The organism is Clostridium sp. CAG:43, from assembly GCF_000434655.1.
GTDB lineage: Bacteria > Bacillota > Clostridia > Lachnospirales > Lachnospiraceae > Otoolea > Otoolea fessa.
Genome location: NZ_FR895029.1, coordinates 13,828 through 32,127 on the forward strand (window position 1 = coordinate 13,828; position 18,300 = coordinate 32,127).

At 47.7% G+C, this 18,300-nt stretch carries 17 protein-coding genes; 5 read left to right on the forward strand and 12 right to left on the reverse strand.

Annotated features, from left to right (window positions below):
• From QVO97_RS02335 to QVO97_RS02345, 3 genes are all read left to right on the forward strand, one after another.
• Positions 1-778 (forward strand): Smr/MutS family protein (locus tag QVO97_RS02335; protein ID WP_288188701.1); only part of this gene is annotated, 778 nt, incomplete at its 5' end.
• 171 nt (positions 779-949) lie between these two features.
• Positions 950-1,663 carry a response regulator transcription factor gene (locus QVO97_RS02340; RefSeq protein ID WP_022358804.1) on the forward strand — a complete coding sequence of 238 codons (714 nt, stop codon included), beginning with the start codon at positions 950-952 and terminating at the stop codon, positions 1,661-1,663.
• A 52-nt stretch (positions 1,664-1,715) separates the two neighbouring features.
• Positions 1,716-3,134, forward strand: a complete 1,419-nt coding sequence (locus tag QVO97_RS02345) for a sensor histidine kinase (protein WP_022358805.1) — start codon at positions 1,716-1,718, stop codon at positions 3,132-3,134.
• Positions 3,135-3,163: 29 nt separating this feature from the next.
• Here the strand turns inward: QVO97_RS02345 and QVO97_RS02350 are convergent, their stop codons facing one another.
• The 7 genes from QVO97_RS02350 to QVO97_RS02380 all read right to left on the reverse strand — a co-directional run bounded on the left by QVO97_RS02350 (position 3,164) and on the right by QVO97_RS02380 (position 10,473).
• The gene (locus QVO97_RS02350; protein WP_022358806.1) at positions 3,164-3,796 is read right to left on the reverse strand and encodes a helix-turn-helix domain-containing protein; all 633 of its coding nucleotides are present in this window, start codon (positions 3,794-3,796) and stop codon (positions 3,164-3,166) included.
• Positions 3,777-4,454, reverse strand: a complete 678-nt coding sequence (locus QVO97_RS02355) for a DUF3990 domain-containing protein (protein ID WP_022358807.1) — start codon at positions 4,452-4,454, stop codon at positions 3,777-3,779. Before QVO97_RS02355 ends, QVO97_RS02350 begins: the two co-directional genes overlap by 20 nt.
• A 226-nt stretch (positions 4,455-4,680) precedes the next feature.
• Entirely contained in the window at positions 4,681-6,264 is a 1,584-nt protein-coding gene (locus QVO97_RS02360; RefSeq protein WP_022358808.1) for an L-serine ammonia-lyase, iron-sulfur-dependent, subunit alpha, read from the reverse strand.
• Positions 6,265-6,374: 110 nt separating this feature from the next.
• Positions 6,375-7,661, reverse strand: coding sequence for a TRAP transporter large permease (locus QVO97_RS02365; RefSeq protein WP_022358809.1), 1,287 nt, complete (start codon positions 7,659-7,661; stop codon positions 6,375-6,377).
• A gap of 9 nt (positions 7,662-7,670) precedes the next feature.
• Positions 7,671-8,189, reverse strand: a complete 519-nt coding sequence (locus tag QVO97_RS02370) for a TRAP transporter small permease (protein WP_022358810.1) — start codon at positions 8,187-8,189, stop codon at positions 7,671-7,673.
• A 75-nt stretch (positions 8,190-8,264) separates the two neighbouring features.
• Positions 8,265-9,329 (reverse strand): TRAP transporter substrate-binding protein, encoded by a 1,065-nt coding sequence (locus QVO97_RS02375; RefSeq protein ID WP_022358811.1) that lies wholly within the window; start codon positions 9,327-9,329, stop codon positions 8,265-8,267.
• A 103-nt stretch (positions 9,330-9,432) separates the two neighbouring features.
• Positions 9,433-10,473, reverse strand: coding sequence for a proline racemase family protein (locus tag QVO97_RS02380; RefSeq protein WP_022358812.1), 1,041 nt, complete (start codon positions 10,471-10,473; stop codon positions 9,433-9,435).
• Positions 10,474-10,838: 365 nt separating this feature from the next.
• Here QVO97_RS02380 and QVO97_RS02385 point away from each other — a divergent pair, with 365 nt between their 5' ends.
• The gene (locus QVO97_RS02385) at positions 10,839-11,936 is read left to right on the forward strand and encodes a helix-turn-helix transcriptional regulator (protein ID WP_022358813.1); all 1,098 of its coding nucleotides are present in this window, start codon (positions 10,839-10,841) and stop codon (positions 11,934-11,936) included.
• Positions 11,937-12,013: 77 nt separating this feature from the next.
• Here the strand turns inward: QVO97_RS02385 and QVO97_RS02390 are convergent, their stop codons facing one another.
• On the reverse strand, positions 12,014-12,373 hold the full coding sequence (locus QVO97_RS02390) for a DUF1622 domain-containing protein (protein WP_022358814.1): 360 nt from the start codon (positions 12,371-12,373) through the stop codon (positions 12,014-12,016).
• A 277-nt stretch (positions 12,374-12,650) separates the two neighbouring features.
• Between QVO97_RS02390 and QVO97_RS02395 the strand changes: the two genes are divergently transcribed.
• On the forward strand, positions 12,651-13,637 hold the full coding sequence (locus QVO97_RS02395) for an ornithine cyclodeaminase family protein (protein ID WP_022358815.1): 987 nt from the start codon (positions 12,651-12,653) through the stop codon (positions 13,635-13,637).
• Positions 13,638-13,793: 156 nt separating this feature from the next.
• Here QVO97_RS02395 and glyA read toward each other — a convergent pair whose 3' ends face one another.
• The 4 genes from glyA to QVO97_RS02415 form a co-directional block, all read right to left on the reverse strand.
• The gene (gene glyA / locus QVO97_RS02400; protein ID WP_022358816.1) at positions 13,794-15,041 is read right to left on the reverse strand and encodes a serine hydroxymethyltransferase; all 1,248 of its coding nucleotides are present in this window, start codon (positions 15,039-15,041) and stop codon (positions 13,794-13,796) included.
• A gap of 225 nt (positions 15,042-15,266) precedes the next feature.
• Complete coding sequence (locus QVO97_RS02405; protein ID WP_022358817.1) at positions 15,267-16,415, reverse strand: FprA family A-type flavoprotein; 1,149 nt, start codon at positions 16,413-16,415, stop codon at positions 15,267-15,269.
• A gap of 129 nt (positions 16,416-16,544) precedes the next feature.
• On the reverse strand, positions 16,545-16,988 hold the full coding sequence (gene rpiB / locus QVO97_RS02410) for a ribose 5-phosphate isomerase B (protein WP_022358818.1): 444 nt from the start codon (positions 16,986-16,988) through the stop codon (positions 16,545-16,547).
• A gap of 210 nt (positions 16,989-17,198) precedes the next feature.
• Positions 17,199-18,300: AAA family ATPase (locus tag QVO97_RS02415; protein ID WP_288188706.1), on the reverse strand; the 1,102-nt coding region annotated here is incomplete at its 5' end.

The window sequence follows — 18,300 nt, forward strand, 5'->3', positions numbered from 1 at the left end:
GGAAATTGAAACGCTGAAGAACCGCCTCCAGCAGAAGGAAGAACGTTTCTCCGAGCAGAAGGAAAAAATGCTTTCCAAAGCCCGCGAGGAAGCTCAGAAGATCCTTCAGGATGCGAAGGACACCGCCGATCAGACGATCCGCAACATCAACAAGCTTGCCAAGTCTTCCGGCGTCAATAAAGAACTGGAAGCTGAGCGGACCAAGTTGCGCGGCAAGATCCAGGATGTAGACAAGAAACTGGCAGTTAAGAAAACCGCCGCACCGAAAAAAGCCGTTTCCGCGAAAAAGCTGCGTCTCGGCGATACCGTGCGCGTTCTCTCGATGAATTTAAAGGGAACCGTCAGCTCCCTGCCGAACGCCAAGGGCGATCTGTATGTACAGATGGGAATTCTGCGCTCCCTCGTCAATATCCGCGATCTGGAAATGGTCGAGGAAGCATCCATCACCGGACCGGGACTTTCCGGCACGCATACGGGCGGTTCCCGCGGCTCCGGAAGCGGAAGCAGCAAGATCAAGATGTCCAAGTCCTTCAGCGTATCGCCGGAGGTCAACCTGATTGGCATGACCGTCGATGAGGCGATCCCGGTACTCGACAAATACCTGGATGATGCCTACCTGGCGCATCTTCCGCAGGTCCGCGTCGTACATGGTCGTGGAACCGGCGCTTTGAAAGCGGGCGTACACCGCCACTTGAAGAAATTAAGCTATGTCAAGGAATACCGGCTTGGCGAGTTTGGCGAAGGCGATACAGGCGTTACAATCGTGACATTTAAATAAGAAATATCCATAACTGTTCAGTAGGTCTGTGCATTTACTGCGCTGACCGTACGAAAACATGGGCCAGCAGGCAAAAATCCCATTGCCGTAGGCAATTTTTAATGGATTTTTGCGCGTAACTGTGAAGGTACTGAAAAGTTACAAATATCCAAAAAAACAGGAGGAATCAACATGGCTGAAAAGCAGCGCATTCTCATCGTAGATGACGACTACAACATTGCTGAACTAATCTCACTTTACCTGACGAAAGAATGTTTTGAAACGAAAATTGTCGGAGACGGGGAAGAAGCTCTCCGGGTATTTCCCGAATTTCAGCCCAACCTGATTCTCCTTGATCTGATGCTTCCGGGCATCGACGGCTATCAGGTCTGCCGGGAACTGCGAAGCACCTCCCAGGTGCCAATCATCATGCTCTCCGCCAAGGGCGAAATCTTTGATAAGGTGCTGGGGCTGGAGCTGGGCGCTGACGACTACATGATCAAACCGTTCGATTCGAAAGAGCTGGTTGCCAGAGTCAAAGCCGTTCTGCGGCGCTACCAGCCGCCAGTGCAGACGCCTGCATCGTCCGTGACCGAACAGCATGGCAATTTTGTCGAATATCCGGATCTCATCGTCAACCTGACGAACTACTCCGTCATTTACAACGGACACTCGATCGAGCTGCCGCCGAAGGAACTGGAACTGCTCTATTTCCTCGCGTCCTCACCAAACCAGGTATTCACAAGGGAGCAGCTTCTCGACCATATCTGGGGATATGAATACATCGGCGACACGCGGACGGTAGATGTCCATATCAAGCGCCTCCGTGAAAAAATCAAGGGCAACGACAAGTGGGCGCTGACGACCGTCTGGGGGATTGGATATAAATTTGAGGTAAAACGGTAACTGTTAGTAAAGGAACTGAACTGTTACGTGAAGAGGTAACCGGAGGTTTACCATGAAATCAAACCACTACACACATTCTCTTTATTATAAACTGCTGATCGGCTATCTCATCTTCGGTCTGCTTGGATTCATCACGATCGCGACCATCTCATCTGAGATGACCTACCACCATCTGGTGGAACGCGAATCGGAGGTTCTGTATGACGAGGCGACAATGATTGCCGATCGGTGCAGCAAAGCCTACGAGGGCAAAACCATCAATCTCGACTCGGCATACCCACAGATCGAGGCGGTTTCCGCTTATCTGCAGTCGGATATCTGGATCCTGAACCATGAAGGCACCATCGTTGCGGACAGCAGCGACAGTCGTACCGGCATCGCAATCAACGATTTCGACCCGACCGCACAGGGCAACCGGCTCTATTCCATCGGACAGTATTACAACCTGTTTGACAGCAAGGTACTCTCCGTTTCCGCCCCGATCACAGGCAATATGAAGACCTACGGCTACATCGTGATTCATATGCCAATCCAGAACATTGAGGCGGAACAGAACGGATTTCTGAATATTATTTACATAACATCGATCATCCTGTTCTTCCTATCCCTGGTGGTGCTTCTTGTTTTTACAAAAGTGGTCTATTTCCCGCTCAAAAAGATTACGGTCGCAGCCAATGAATATGCAGCCGGAAACCTGGCACACAATATCCCGATTACCACCCACGACGAGATCGGCTATCTCGCCAGCACATTAAACTATATGTCCAGCGAGTTAAATGAAATGGAACAGTACCAGCACAATTTCATTGCGAACGTATCGCACGATTTCCGCTCGCCGCTGACCTCCATCAAGGGCTATCTCGAGGCGATTCTCGACGGCACAATCCCGCAGGAACTCTATCATAAATACCTGCACATCGTTATTTCCGAAACCGAACGCCTCAACAAGCTGACCCAAGGCATGCTGACACTCAACTCCCTGGACAGCAAAGGCTACTTAACCCGGACAAATTTCGATATCAACCGGACGATCAAGGATACCGCCGCAACCTTCGAGGGCACGTGCAGCGCGAAAGGCATCACGTTTGACCTGACCTTTGCGGATAGCATCCAGATGGTCTACGCCGATCTCGGAAAAATCCAGCAGGTTCTCTACAACCTGATCGACAACGCGATCAAATTCAGCCACGAGGATTCGATCATTTACATCCAGACCTCCATCCGGTATGAAAAAATCTTCATTTCCGTCAAAGACACCGGCATCGGCATCCCGAAGGACAGCCAGAAGAAAATCTTTGAACGTTTCTACAAGACCGACTTATCGCGCGGAAAAGATAAAAAGGGCACCGGGCTGGGGCTTGCGATTGTCAAAGAGATTATTCAGGCACATGGGGAAAATATCGACGTTGTCAGCACCGAGGGCGTGGGGACGGAATTTATTTTCAGTCTGCCGAAGGCGACGGCGCTATAGCAAATTGAAACTGTCCAATCCCTTCGCAATTACAGCAAATCTTCCATCTGGCATCCCAGTGACCGTGCAAGCGCACGCACGGTTTCTGCGGATGCTTTTTGAATCTTCTTTTTTCCCTGTTCATACTGCTGAATACTCCGCAGCGTAACCCCCGATTGCTCTGAAAGATCCTTTTGGGTATATCCCGCCATCTTCCGGATCCGCCGCAACGCGTTTTTTCCCTGCTCTTTTCTTCGAATGATCCTGTCTGCCGCCTCAACAAATTTATCCTCCGGAGCTTCATGAAGTGCCGGATACATTTCCACAACCTCCCGGACCGGAAGCCCTGCTTCAATTTCCTTAAATTTCTTCTCACTGTACCACTGATAATACGCCAGTATCCAGCCACTCCAATACTCTCTGGAACAGGTAAATTCTACCTGCGGTTCCGGCAGTTCGTCCTTTTTCCCCGCTTTTCGAAGCACTTCCTCCGCAAGCTCCGTTCCAGAAAATCCGCTCACTACTCTTGGTACACCTTCCCCAAATTTTTCTGCATACCCGGTTGTAAGAAACAATTTCCAAAAATCTTCCAGATCCATCCCACAGGCATTGACCGCATAATCTGTCATTTCCCCCAGATTTCTCATCGCATCATCCAGATATTCAATCCCATAAGCGCTCATCCTCAGCCGACACCTCCCCTCGAATCAAATCCCGCATATAAATACCGTCGATATCATCCTCTTCCACCTTTTTCCGGTATGCATTTCTAGCTTGCTCATCCCTGGCTCTTCGTTTTACATAATATTCCACTGAATCTACTCCTTCATAAGAAAGAAAGTGTATCGCCTGAAATGCCTTCTGACTCTTTAATACATACTGCTCTCCCAATTTTCCCAGCCGCATCGCATACGAAAGCTGCTCTAACGATATTTCATTATTTACAAACGCCCTTGCAAATGAAAAATACGAATCATCCGCCCGGTACCCAATCACCACATCATATCCGTCCACATCCGGGAGGAAATGTTCCAGCAGCCACTCTCTTCCCCGTTTCATGACCGCCGAAGAAAGGCGGATTTTCCGGTATTTCATCAAAATCGCCAGCCAATGAAGAACGCTGTAGTGCTTCTCCATCAAATTTAAAATCAAAAGACCGGTTTCATCCATTTCATACTGATTCACATAGCCGTCCTCCCGCTCGGCGCACGACCACTCCTTCGCCAGCTCCAGACTCTCCGTACAATAAAAGCCCTGTCCGTAGTCATTATAGACCTTTCCCTGACCATACATAGGAGTAGAAATAATTTCCACGGAACCGTGATATAAAATTTTTCTCATTCTGAGGCAACCTCCTTATCTATTATGGGAGCACGTAGAAACATGGGGTATATAAAAAATAGATTCGTTTTAATAAAAATAACTCTATAGAGATATTTTTATTAATATTATATCTCTATAGAGTTATTTAATCAATTTTTATTTCAGATCTTAAAAAGATATGCCATGTTACAGTACGCACCTTACACAAACTGTAACTGTCCTTTCACGATGTTTCGAATTACACCTACCGCTCCTCTTCCCCCGGAAAATGCGCGTCGGACCGCTTCAGAATCTCCCGGGCAGTCTTTGTCTTACCCAGACCGCCAAAGGTACAACGCAATTCCAGCGGCAGTGACAGACCGATCTCATAGATTGCGCCGATCGTCTCATCCAGCGGGATCACCTTGTCATAACCTGCCAGTATCATATTGGCGCTGGCGAGCGCATTGCTTCCGCCCATGATATTTTTGCCGAGACATGGCCATTCAACACGGTTTCCGACCGGATCGCAGGCAAGCCCTGTGATATTCTGAAGCCCTACGGACGCTGCATCCATACAATTTTCGATGCTTCCGCCCATCATCGCCGTGAGTGCCGCCGCTGCCATACCGGAACCGGCACCGCACTCTACCTGGCATCCTGCTACTTCCGCCGAAAACGTCGCTTCCTCTGCGAAAAAGACACCGACCAGACCTGCAACCAGAAGTCCCTGTACTACCTTTTCTCTCGGAAGTGACAGCGCCCGCGCCAGTCCGATGACCGTTCCCGGCAGGCATCCGCAGGAGCCACAGGTCGGTGCTGCTACGATCACGCCCATGGAGCTCTTGCTTTCCATCACCGCCGTGATACAGCGGATGATCTCATTGACAATCGGATCCGGAATCAAGCGTCCTGCCTGCTCGGCTGCTGCCACCTTGCTGACCTGCTCGCCCAGAATACGATCTCGATATTTTGTCCCGGCTAATCCCGTCTCAACCGCCTGTTCCATGACCGACAAGATCTGTTCCATCTGACGGTATACGGCTTCTCTCGACTGACCGCCCCGACAAGCTTCATATTCCAATGCATACTCCCAGGACTCCATCGGATGCTCTTTCGCATAATCAACCAGAGCGGCTGCCGTTGAAAATGGAACCTGACAGGTACTGCTGGAATGCGTCGGAAGCACCGGTTCAAGATAGCACGCCTGACTGACACCCGCCACATCACGGATGGCCTGGATCACCTCTTTTGCCAGCGGAACAGCTAATTTCCAATTATATAAGATCTGACCATCCTTCTGATCGCTCTGGAAAAATTCAGCATCCGGCAAAAGCGCTTCTATCTTTTCCTCAATTCCCGGTGCCACATCCGCAATTACCAGAAGCTCATAGAAATCTCCGGCTATCTGCACCGAAAATTCTTCATATTTCTGCATCTCGACCATACCGCCGCCGACTGCGATCGCCTCCCAGTGTACGACATTTCCGTCCTGATCCCAGACCTCCGCCCGGTAATTGCCCGGATGTTCTGCTCCATAATCAAGAATCCGGTATTCGATCTCCAATCCCCGTTCTTTCGCAATCGCCTCATACTGTGCGACATCCGGCGCATCCAGCTCCATATTCAAAAGTCCGCTGGCAAATCCCATATCCGTTCCGTGTCCCGTGTGCGATGCCGCCAACGCACCATTGACATCAAAATCAACAATCGCTTTTTTGACCGGTGCATCCAGAGACTGCCGGATCATGGAGGCGATCCGCGCCGCCCCCGCCCCATGGGAACTGGAAGGTCCGCGCATCACCGGACCGAGTACATCATTGAAGATACTGCAGGGTAGTTTTTCCATGGTTTGTCCTCCTTTTTGTATCAATCATTCCATGTTTTTTATTCATCATTTTTGATTCGTGTTTTTGTAAAGGAAAAGGGAACGTCCAACTTCAACGTCCCCTCTCGTTTCTATCGTCCCATTAAAATAAATGGAATTCTGGATACTACCGGAACATTCGTAATAATCGCTAATGCTGCCAGCATCGCTACCAGGAATGGTACTGCATTTCGAACCGTATCTCCAAATTTACATCTTGCAATATTGGTTGCCGTGTATAAGCAGACACCTACCGGCGGAGTTGCCAGACCGATGGTCAGGTTCAGGCAGACAATCATACCAGTCTGAATCGGATCAACGCCCAGGCTTGCCATCGCCGGTGCCAGAATCGGCGCTACCAGCATGATTGCCGGAGCACTATCCATAAACATACCAACAACCAGAAGAACCAGATTGACCAGTAACAGTTTCACTGCTAAAGAAGTATGAAGACCAACCAGCATATTCGTTACAGAAACTGCCCATCTCTCATTGGAGATAACCCATCCAAACAGATAGCAGCCGCCGACAATCAGCATAACCGTACCACTGTCGATCGCGCTGTCGATAATCGATTTCCAGAGCTCTTTCCAGCCAACGGTCCGGTATACAAATGCCGACAGAATCAGGGAATAAAGAACCGCTGCCGCCGCTGCCTCGGTCGGAGTAAAGAAACCACCCATGATACCGCCAACAACGATGATCGGAAGTCCGATACATGGAAGTGCCTGTCTGGTTGCTTCCCATTTTTCCTTCCAGCTTGTCTTAGGACCTGCTGAAAAATCACGTTTCACTGCAAATACATAGACAACCAGCATCATGATAATACCCATCAGGATACCCGGTACTACTCCGGCGATAAACATATCGCCAACGGATACCTTCGCTGCCGCACCGTAAATAACGAATGCCAGACTCGGTGGGATAATCGGGCAGCAGCAGGATGCACACGCGGTCAGACCTGCTGTAAACGCCGGATCATACTTTTCATCCTTCATTGCCGGAATCATCAGGCATCCAACTGCCGCCGTACCAGCTACCGCCGAGCCTGAAACTGTACCAAACATCATACATACCAGGATGTCTACCATCGCCAGACCACCCTTGATATGTCCAACGAATGCCTGTGCGAAACGAACCAGACGCATGGTAATACCGCCGTGATTCATAATATTTCCTGCCAGAGCGAAGAATGGAAGACAAAGCATGGTAAAACTATTAATACCATAGATAATTCGCTGCGGAACCAACGCCAGGTTGGCATCACCGGTACTTAAAAGCGCATAGGAGACCGTCGCTACGATCAATACAAAAGCAATCGGAACGCCTAATGCAAGAAACAAGAAAAAGCTTCCAAATAAAATTATACTGCTGAACATATTGACCTCCTACTCTTCATCCCCCGGAAGAGGAATCTTTTTCGCTTCCCCGTAACATATATTTTCAATAAGCTGCACAAATGTATAATAAATCATAATGAGACCGCTGACCGGAAGGGCTGCATAAAAGAACGCCAGCGAAACCTTGATCGTCGTTCCCAGATGTGGAATCTGCGCAACTGTATAGTTCCAACCTGAAATTGTAAATAAAACAAGTGCAAATAATAAAATCACATCCGCCAGAACCAGCATAAACTGACGTGTTTTTCCATGGCACAAGTTAATTACCATGTCAACACCGATATGAAGCAGATGACGGCTTGCTACGGCACTGCCAAGCATCGTGGTCCAAACGAAGATATAACAGGAGAACTCCGTTGCCCATGGCATCGTAGCTCCAAACCATCGCAAAATAAACTGGCCGATTACCGCGATACATAAAGCAATTGACGTAACCCCTAATGCAACTCTAGCAACCGTATTGATCATGTCGCCAATCTTGTGAAGTTTTTCAATCAATCCTGCCATTTTTCTCCCCTCTTTGTAAATGTACTCCCGAAAACAGGCTCCGGGAGTACATGATAGTTCAAAAATTATTGTACTTTATTTCGCTGCGCGAACCATCTCAACCAGACCTTCCCAGGTCGGATGTGCCGCGTACATTTTATCATATACCGGAGCAACTTTTTCTTTCCATGCATCAATATCAGTCGGACGTGTTACGGTATAACCTTTTTCTTCATACTCAGCAATCTTTGCCTCGTCATTTTCCAGGAACCAAGCTCTCTGCTCTTCGCCTGCTTTTATAGCTGACTCTTTCACGAGTTTCTGGTCTTCTTCGCTTAAACCCTCATACCATTTTGAAGAAGCAACAATGATACCGCTGGAATAGTAATGATGAATATCGCAGATATTATTAACAACCTCAATATAACCATCTGCTACTGCATATAATGCACTATTGTCTGTTCCATCTACAACGCCATTCTGAAGTCCTGTGAACTGCTCGCCAGATGCCAATGCAACCGGTGTAGCACCAAGTGCTTCGTAGGTTGCCACGCAAACTTCATTCTGCATGGTTCTCATACGAACGCCCTTCATATCATCTACGGTATTAATTGTCTTATCTTTAGTCAGGATATTTCTCCAGCCATCCTCATGGAAACCAAGTCCTGTAATTCCATCAACCGCGCTTAACTGCTCCAGAAGGGAATTGCCAAATTCTCCCTCCAGCGCTTTATTGACATTATCCTCATCCTCAAACAGGAATGGAAGCTCAAAAATGCCTAAATCTGGTACAAATCCGCCCAGTGCACCAGTTCCTACCCAGCCGATTTCCAGGTTATTATTCTGAACCATCTCAACACACTCAACCTCGTCGGTTGTCATATCGCCTGCATAAACCTCTACTTTAATCCGTCCGTTGCTGCCCTCCTCGACCAGCTTTTTAAAAGCATTCGCACCGTAATCATACGGAGAACCGGTTCCACATACATGTGCTACACGGATCGTCATCTCCGCTCCGGAAGTATCTACGCTGGAACCACTATCTGCTGCTTCGGTTCCGGCTGCAGATGCGGATGAAGAAGAATTTCCGCCTGAACACCCCGCCATTGCCATCGCTCCGATTACCAATGCCATCGTACCGCAAAGCCATCTCTTTTTCATAAAGTATCCTCCTTTATACTGTTTTTATGTGAACTCCCGAGGTACTTCTTTCCCTCAGAAGTACCTCCCTGTACCTTTAAACTTTTATTTTGTGTCTATCGATTTAGCCTAATAAGAAACCTTCCGGGAATGGATCGTCCGGATCGAATAACCATGTACTCTCTCCCATCACAAACGCCCGTCCGCTGATCTCCGGTACTACTGCCGGAATTCCTGCCACCTCTGTCTCTTCAACGATATGGCAGTGGAATAAACTTCCAATCAGGCTCTCATGCACAAACGACTGTCCGACTGCCAGCTTTCCTTCCGCATGAAGAAGTGCCATCTTCGCTGATGTACCGGTTCCGCAAGGGCTTCGGTCAATCGCTGCCGGGGGAATGACAACTGCATTTTTTACATCCGAAACCCCTTCTGTACCCGGTTCGAAAAATTCCACATGCGTTACCTGGTTCATGATTTCCAGATACGGATGCTTGACTGTTACCTGCTCATTGATAAACTTTTTAAGATAATTTCCTTTTTCGACAATCTCTTTTGCATTTTCTTTATCCAGCTTTAAGCCCATTGCCGATGCCGGTACTAACGCAAATACATTTCCACCGTATGCGATGTCTAACGGAATCTCACCATATCCAGGAACCTGTACCTTTACATCCCGATTCATCACAAATGCCGGGGCATTTTTAAAGGATACCCGCACCGCCTTGCCATCTTTCACCTCAATTTTCACTTTTACCAGTCCAGATGGTGTATCTAAGGTCGCATATGTATACGGTTCCTCCGCTTTTAAGAGTCCGCTTTCAATCAGTGCCGTTGAAACTCCGATCGTATCATGTCCGCACATCGGCATCCAGTTTCCAACCTCGTAATATAAAACACCAAAATCTGCCTCCGGATTGCACGGCTTGGTAACAATCGTTCCGGACATTACGTCATTTCCACGCGGTTCAAAACAAATTGCTTTTCTCATCCAGTCCTGTTCCTGCATCATATAGAGCATCTTTTCTTCCATCGTATTCCCCGGAATTTCCGGAAATCCCGATAAAATGGTTCGGGTTGGCTCTCCCTCTGTATGTGTCTCGATACAGGTTACTGCCTTTCTCCCCTTAATCTCCTGCAAACAAAATTCATTCTTTTTTTCCATAGGCTCCTCCGTATTAAAAATTTCGTCCGTTCTCTTTCAGTTTTCTGAAATCTCGTTGTTAAAATCATATCATGATGAAAACTTTCAAAAAACATCATTTTTAATACAAAGTTTTTTGTGTTTTGGTTATTATGATGCATAACGTCAGTTAACGGTAGATACTTTCGGTTCTATCATAGTATACTTTTGGATACTTTTTCTATTTTCAAAGTTTTTCCACTTGCAATAATCATAACAACATTTTATTATGCTTTATATATTATCAGTCTATTAAAAATAGTTTAAAACAATAGTTGGACTATAGTCTAGTATTGATTCCATTTTGTTTTCACTAATTGAATACTCACGGGAAAGGAGGCATCTTCATGAGTGCTGAAAATCTTTTTACAACATCACGAATTGAAAACGTCAATCAGATCATTGCTGAACTTTACGACGATTCAATTCTTCTTGAAAAACGGATGGAGAGTTTTTTCCTGAACCTGAACAATATTGTTTTTTTTGAAAAAGCAAATTTTTTGTTTTACCAAAAGCAGGGACAGAATTACAAAACCCATTCCATCTACACCATCAACTGGAATGATGAACAGAAACGGCGATATCAGGAAGAATACTGCCATATGGACGATGTTCTGTCGATTCTGGACTCCGACAGCAATGTAACCTTCCTGACCAACCAGCTGTTCAATCAGGAGGTTCGAAAAAATTCTCTTTATTTTCAGGAATTTCTACTTCCCATGGGACTGCATGATTCCATTGAAACGAATTTTTCGATTCGGAACCGGGATCTGCGGGGAGTGTTTTCCATCCACCGATCCAACGATAAAAAAAATTTCCTGCCAGATGAATTAAGCCTTGTCCGGTTATTCCAGCCGCATTTCTGCAACGTATTTAAAAATTACGGGCGGGAGCTCAACATCGGACGGGCATTTCATGTACTGGAAAATTACAACTGCATCGGAATCGGCTGTTTTGACGATAAACTGAATTTTATCGGGTGCAACACAACCTACCATACATACATGGAGAATCATGGATTTGCAGATTTATCCAACAACCCCATTTCCAACTGTTTTCGCTCTCTTTGCCGTCAGCTGCTCCGTTCCGGAAGCATTACGGGACAAAATATCGAATACAAGATGGAAAACAGCCCTTTGTTTCTGGAGGTAAGCCGCTCTCATCTTAAGGAGGGACCAGACAACGACTGCTTTGTATGTCTGTTCTTCGATTTATCCTATGTGATGGATCGTACTCTTTCCCAGATCAGCCGGGATTTTTCCCTGACGAACCGAGAAGTAAATGTTTTAAGCCTTTTACTGCGTGGATATTCCAACGATCAGATATCTTCCACCCTCTTCGTCAGCATCCCTACTGTCAAAAAGCATCTGGCTTCCATTTATTCCAAAATGGAAATCAAGAGCCAGAAGCAAATTCTGGAACGCATTCATTTCTACGACAAATAATTTTCGCATTAATCTTGTTTAACCACGAAAAAAAGGGAGTCCGCTCATCCTGCAGACTCCCTTTTTCGTGCCCCTTTTTACTCTGGCTTTTCTCCCTGCTCTTCCTTGGTTTCTCTTTTTTCGTTCTTGATCTCCCAATGAATCAAAAATGTAAGCATTGCCCGAAGGACAATGATGGCTCCCAAAATTCCAAGTTCCGACCACTCCCGTACCACAACTGTCCTGAGCACCTCGCCGCCCATCTTGAATTCCAACGCCAGCGCAATTCCCTGTGCCAGATTCAGGCGGATCAGCTGACGCTTGTTTCGTATCCACTGAACAAAGCAGGATACCGCTGTCGAAACCAGCACAATGATTCCAAACAATTCCAGCATGACTGTGCATATCTGTACCAAATTCTCTAACAACCAGTCTAATACTTTAATTACTTCTCCCATTACCCCTTCCTTTCCAGGTATTCTTCCCTTCTCGCTTGTACTAATTTTATCCATTTCCTGTAGCTCAGTAAATGCGTAAACCTACTGAACCGCTACAATTTTCTTTACTATACACGCCCCATTTCAAATATGCAACTCAATTTTTATTCTGTTTTCATCTTGACAATGAAACGTGAAACTGCTACAATCCGGCTATGCAAACCGCATTTGATTTGTGATAAATCTATTTTTAGTATATATGTTTTATTTCATTCATAAATATTCAGGAGGTTTTGATATGTTATTTCTCAGCGAACAAGAAATGTGGCAGTCCGTCACCTTAGAGGATGTCATGGACGCGATTGAAGATGCGTATGCGATTCACAAAAGTGGTAATTACAAGATGCCGGATCGTTTTATCGCACAGCGTGATAAAAATATGATGCTCTATATGCCGTGTTTTCTGGATTCCGTCATCGGTACAAAGATGTTATCTGAATTTCCGGACAATCCCTCTCTGGGAATTCCGTATCTGAACGGACTTATGATTTTAAATAACGCAAAGACCGGTCTGCCGAAGGCGATTATGAACGGAAGTGCCCTGACCGCAATGCGGACCGGTGCGGTCGGCGGTGTCGCACTGCGCTATCTGGCTCCAGAGGATGCTGCCTCAGTTGGTCTGGTTGGCTGCGGTATGCAGGGACTACACCAACTTCTCTATGCCTGCGAGGTGCGCCCGATCACAGATATTTATCTGTATGACGCATACGCTAAGGATCTTTCCGGCTTTATCGAGCGCTTATCGGCGCGTCTGGCATCGTTTGGAAAAAACGCCATCCAGATTCATACCTGCGCGGATACCCGTGAACTGGCTGAGCACAGCCGCGTCCTGATCTCCGCCACCCAGGCGGTCGATCCGGTCTACCCGGATGATGAAGAGCTGCTTCGCGGTAAATGCTTTGTTGCCATCGGCTCCTGGCGTCCGGAACGGCGCGAACTGCCGGATGCGGTGTGGAAACTCGTCAAGAACGCGTACACCGAGCTTCCGTATGCCTGCGAGGAGAGCGGCGATCTGAAAATTCCGCTGGAAAAGGGCGTTCTGACACAGGAGCGCGTCCACTTTATCGAGGATCTGATCGAAGATACCAAGCAGGGACATCCGCATGAGCAGAATGAAACCCGCTGCTTTAAATCCGTCGGCATGGGACTTTTTGATGTGCGGACAGCACAGCTTATCTATGAAAAAGCGTTGGAAAAAGGAATTGGACAAAAACTTAATTTCTAGGAAAAATGGTTGAAATAAAAAAGGCTGTATCACCCACCGCGCGCTTCCATGCGGCAGGTAATACAGCCTTTTTCTTATTGTTATTTGTGCATTAATTTTCCAGCATTTTTCTGAATCTATAGACTGGCAAATTTTTCGCTCCGTATTCTTCTCTACTTATTTATATAACGGATACTTCTCACACAGCTTCGTCACTTCCGCACGGATGTAATCTGCCTTGTTCTCGAAGTCGGTAGCTGCCAGCCAGATGCACTCTGCGATGACTTCCATGTCTTCTTCTTTGAGTCCACGGGTGGTAACAGCCGGAGTACCAATGCGGACACCGGAGGTAACGAACGGGCTTCTCGGGTCGTTCGGAACGGTGTTTTTGTTCAGGGTAATGTATACTTCATCGCAGCGGTTCTGCAGCTCTTTACCGGAAATATCCATGCCGCGCAGATCGACTAACATCAGGTGGTTATCGGTTCCGCCGGTCAGAATCTTGAATCCCTGCTTCTGAAGTGCGGCTGCCAGCGCTGCTGCATTCTTCTTTACCTGAAGCTGATACTCTTTAAATTCTGGTTTCAGCGCCTCGCCGAAGCAGACTGCCTTGCCAGCGATGATGTGCTCTAACGGACCGCCCTGGGTTCCCGGGAAAATCGCCTTGTTGAAGTTGAACTTCTCAGCTGCTTCCTTATTTGCCAGAATCAGACCGCCTCTCGGTCCGCGCAGTGTCTTATGAGTGGTTGTCGTAACAACATCTGCATACGGAATCGGGCTCTGGTGAAGACCGGCTGCTACCAGACCAGCGATATGAGCCATATCGACCATCAGGTATGCGCCTACTTTGTCTGCAATTTCACGGAAACGTTTGAAATCAATCTCTCTTGCATAGGCACTTGCACCTGCAATGATCAGCTTCGGTTTTGCTTCCAGTGCAATGCGCTCTACCTCTTCGTAATCAATCACGCCATTGTCATCGACACCATACGGCACAATGTTGAAATATAAACCGGAGAAATTGACAGGGCTTCCGTGTGTCAGATGTCCGCCGTGATCCAGGTTCATGCCCATAACAGTATCACCCGGTTTCAGCATTGCGATAAATACCGCCATGTTTGCCTGCGCGCCGGAATGCGGCTGTACGTTTGCATAATCACAGCCAAACAGTTTTTTCGCTCTCTCGATCGCGATGGACTCTACAACATCGACACACTGGCATCCGCCGTAGTAACGTTTTCCCGGATATCCCTCCGCATATTTGTTGGTTAATACCGATCCCATCGCCATCATAACCGGCTCCGATACAATATTCTCCGAAGCGATCAGCTCCAGGTTTCTTCTCTGACGGGCTGCCTCTGCTTCAATGGCTTCTCCCACTTCCGGGTCTGCCTCTGTAATGAACTTCATTACCTCATCTACCATGTCTGTTTCTCCTATTCTTTTCTGTCATCCATACAAAATCATCAAGTGGATTTTTCATATATAAATATAAAACCACACTTTTGTCTCTCCGGATTTTTTATTTAAAAAAGCCTTTTTCAAGTCTCATTAAATACGCTCACTATTTCGCAATTTTTTGAATTTCTCTGCTCATTTACTTCGCCATCTGCCAAAAGCAAACAAGCTCATTCTGTCACCAGACGCTTCTTATGCCAGCAGCGCTTCCGCCATCTGCTCCAGCGACGGAATATCGCTCTCCTTGAGCGCCCCGCGAACCGTAACGACCGGTTCAACCACCGTGATCTCCTTCATCGCATCCAGCATTCCCTTCATCGTGCGCGCTGCACTCGGCGCCCAGGAACCGTTTTCAATCAGGGCAACGGTGCGTTTCTGGTAATTCTTGCTCTGTAAGTGGTGCAGAAAATCTGCCATAACCGGCATCACACCCGCGTCATAGGACGGTGCTGCCAATACAATTTTTCCATACCGGAATGCATCTTCCAGCGCCTCCGCCATATCACCGCGCGCCAGATCCGCGATTGCCACCTTCGGGCATCCTTTTTTCTCAAGAATTTCCTTGCATTTCTTCGCCGCATCCTCGGTATTGCCATGCAGGGACGCATATGCGATAAATACCCCCTCAGACTCGACGCCGTAGCTGCTCCAAATCTGGTATTTTTCAAGCACATGACCGATCGTCTCTTTCAGAACCGGTCCATGCAGCGGGCAGATGAGCTGGATCTCAAGACCGGCTACTTTCTTAAGAAGTGTCTGCACCTGCATTCCATATTTTCCTACAATATTGAAATAATAGCGTCTCGCCTCGCAGTCCCAGTCCTCATCCACATCAAGCGCACCGAACTTGCCGAAACCGTCGGCGCTGAACAGCACCTTGTCGCAGGAATCATAGCTTACCATAACTTCCGGCCAGTGTACCATCGGTGCCATGACGAACGTCAGCTCATGGCGCCCCAGTTTCAGGGTATCGCCCTCCTTGACCGTCAGCGCACGGCTGGTATCAAGATCAAAGTACAGTTTCAGCATCGGAAATGTCTTCGCATTGCCTACCAGTGTGATTTCCGGGTACCGTTCTACGACTGCCTGGATACTTGATGCATGATCCGGCTCCATGTGGCTGATTACCAGATAATCCGGGGTTCTTCCAGCCAGTGCGGTTTCCAGATTTTCCAGAAATTCCGTCTGTTTGCGCTTGTCTACCGTATCCATGATCGCGATCTTTTCATCCATAATCACGTATGAGTTATATGAAATACCATTTGGCACCTGATACTGCCCCTCAAATAAGTCAATGTCATGGTCGTTTACACCGATGTAGCGAATATCTTCTGTGATCATCTCCTGCTTCCTCCTGTTCTTTTCGCAGCTGCTCCATCTCTTTACAGCTGCCTCTTTTTGTTCTCACAGGCATCTCGCATCCTGCTGTCAGCCTGCCTTATGATTTCATCCGTTACCTCTGACTCTGAATCAGTCTTTCTCCTCAATCGCCATAATCATATCCACGCGTCTCTGATGGCGTCCGCCCTCAAATTCTGCGTTGATCCACTCGTCAACGATCATCTTCGCAAGCTCACTTCCTACCACGCGGGCGCCGAAGCAGAGTACATTGGCATCGTTGTGGCGGCGGGACATCACCGCTGTGTACGGCTCGCTGCATACGCAGGCGCGCACGCCTTTTACCTTGTTAGCTGCCAGTGAAATACCAAGACCGGTACCGCAGATTGCGATACCCAGATCGGCTTCGCCGGAAACAACTGCACGACCTACCTTCTCTCCATAAACTGGATAATCACAGCTCTCGCTGCTGTCTGTACCCAGATTTAACACTTCGATTCCTTTTTCTTTCAGGAAATCCACAATAATGTTCTTCAGTTCTACCGCCGAATGGTCATTTCCAATCGCAATTTTCATCTCATCTTCTCCTCATCTGACTGACTTCCGGAACAAATGATATAGTCCGGTCATTATGGAATCATTTTAGTAAAGTTGCCGGGCAATGTCAAGACTGTGAAAATCTCAGAAATACATAAAAAGAGCGCAGAGGAAGCTCTTTCGCACTTCTCCGCGCCCTATTGTTTCTTCTATATAATAGTTATAAATCCGCTGTAAGACGTTTTCCGCTTACGCGCTATGGACAGCCGAAGCCGTCAGCTTGCCATCCGAAAGCCCGATCTCTATCGTATCGCCCGCACGGACGCCGTCCGCCAGAATCAGCTTCGCTGCCAGTGTCTCAACGTTCTTCTGCAGGTACCGTTTCAGCGGTCTTGCACCGTAAACCGGATCGTAGCCATTTTCAATGATGAAATCCTTTGCCTCGTCCGTCAGGGCAATCTTTAACTCCTTATCCGCCAGACGTTTGTTGACATCTGCAATCAGAAGCTCAATGATGCCTCCGATGTTGCCTTTCGTCAGCGGCTTAAAGAGAATAATCTCATCCAGACGGTTCAGGAACTCCGGACGGAAGTGAGCTCTCAAGTCATGCATAACGGAGCTTTCCGCCTCCGGCTTGATCTGTCCCTTTTCATCGATGCCGTCCAGCAGATACTGGGAACCGATGTTGGAGGTCATAATCAGGATCGTATTCTTGAAATCGACAGTTTTGCCGGTCGAATCCGTGATACGTCCATCATCCAGAACCTGCAACAGGACGTTAAATACATCCGGGTGCGCTTTCTCAACCTCATCGAAGAGGACAACGGAATACGGTTTGCGCCGTACTGCCTCGGTCAGCTGACCGCCCTCGTCATATCCGACATATCCTGGCGGCGCTCCGATCAGACGGGAAACGGAATGTTTCTCCATGTATTCACTCATATCGATACGAACCATGTTGTTCTCATCGTCAAACAATGCCTCCGCCAGCGCTTTTGCAAGCTCTGTCTTGCCAACACCGGTCGGACCTAGGAACAGGAACGAACCGATTGGTTTCGTCGGATCCTTGATGCCCGCTTTGGAACGGATAATCGCCTCCGTTACCTTGGTAACGCCCTCATCCTGTCCGATGACACGTTTATGCAGCAGTTCGTCCATATGCAGGGTCTTGCTGCGCTCGCTCTCGGTCAGTTTGGCAACCGGAATACCGGTCCACTTCGAAATAATCCGGGCAATCTCATCCTCGGTGACACTCTCATGTACCAGACTGAGATCCTGATTTTTCACTTTCTCTTCCTCTTCCGCCAACTGTTTCTGCAGTTCCGGCAGCTTGCCGTACTGGAGTTCAGCC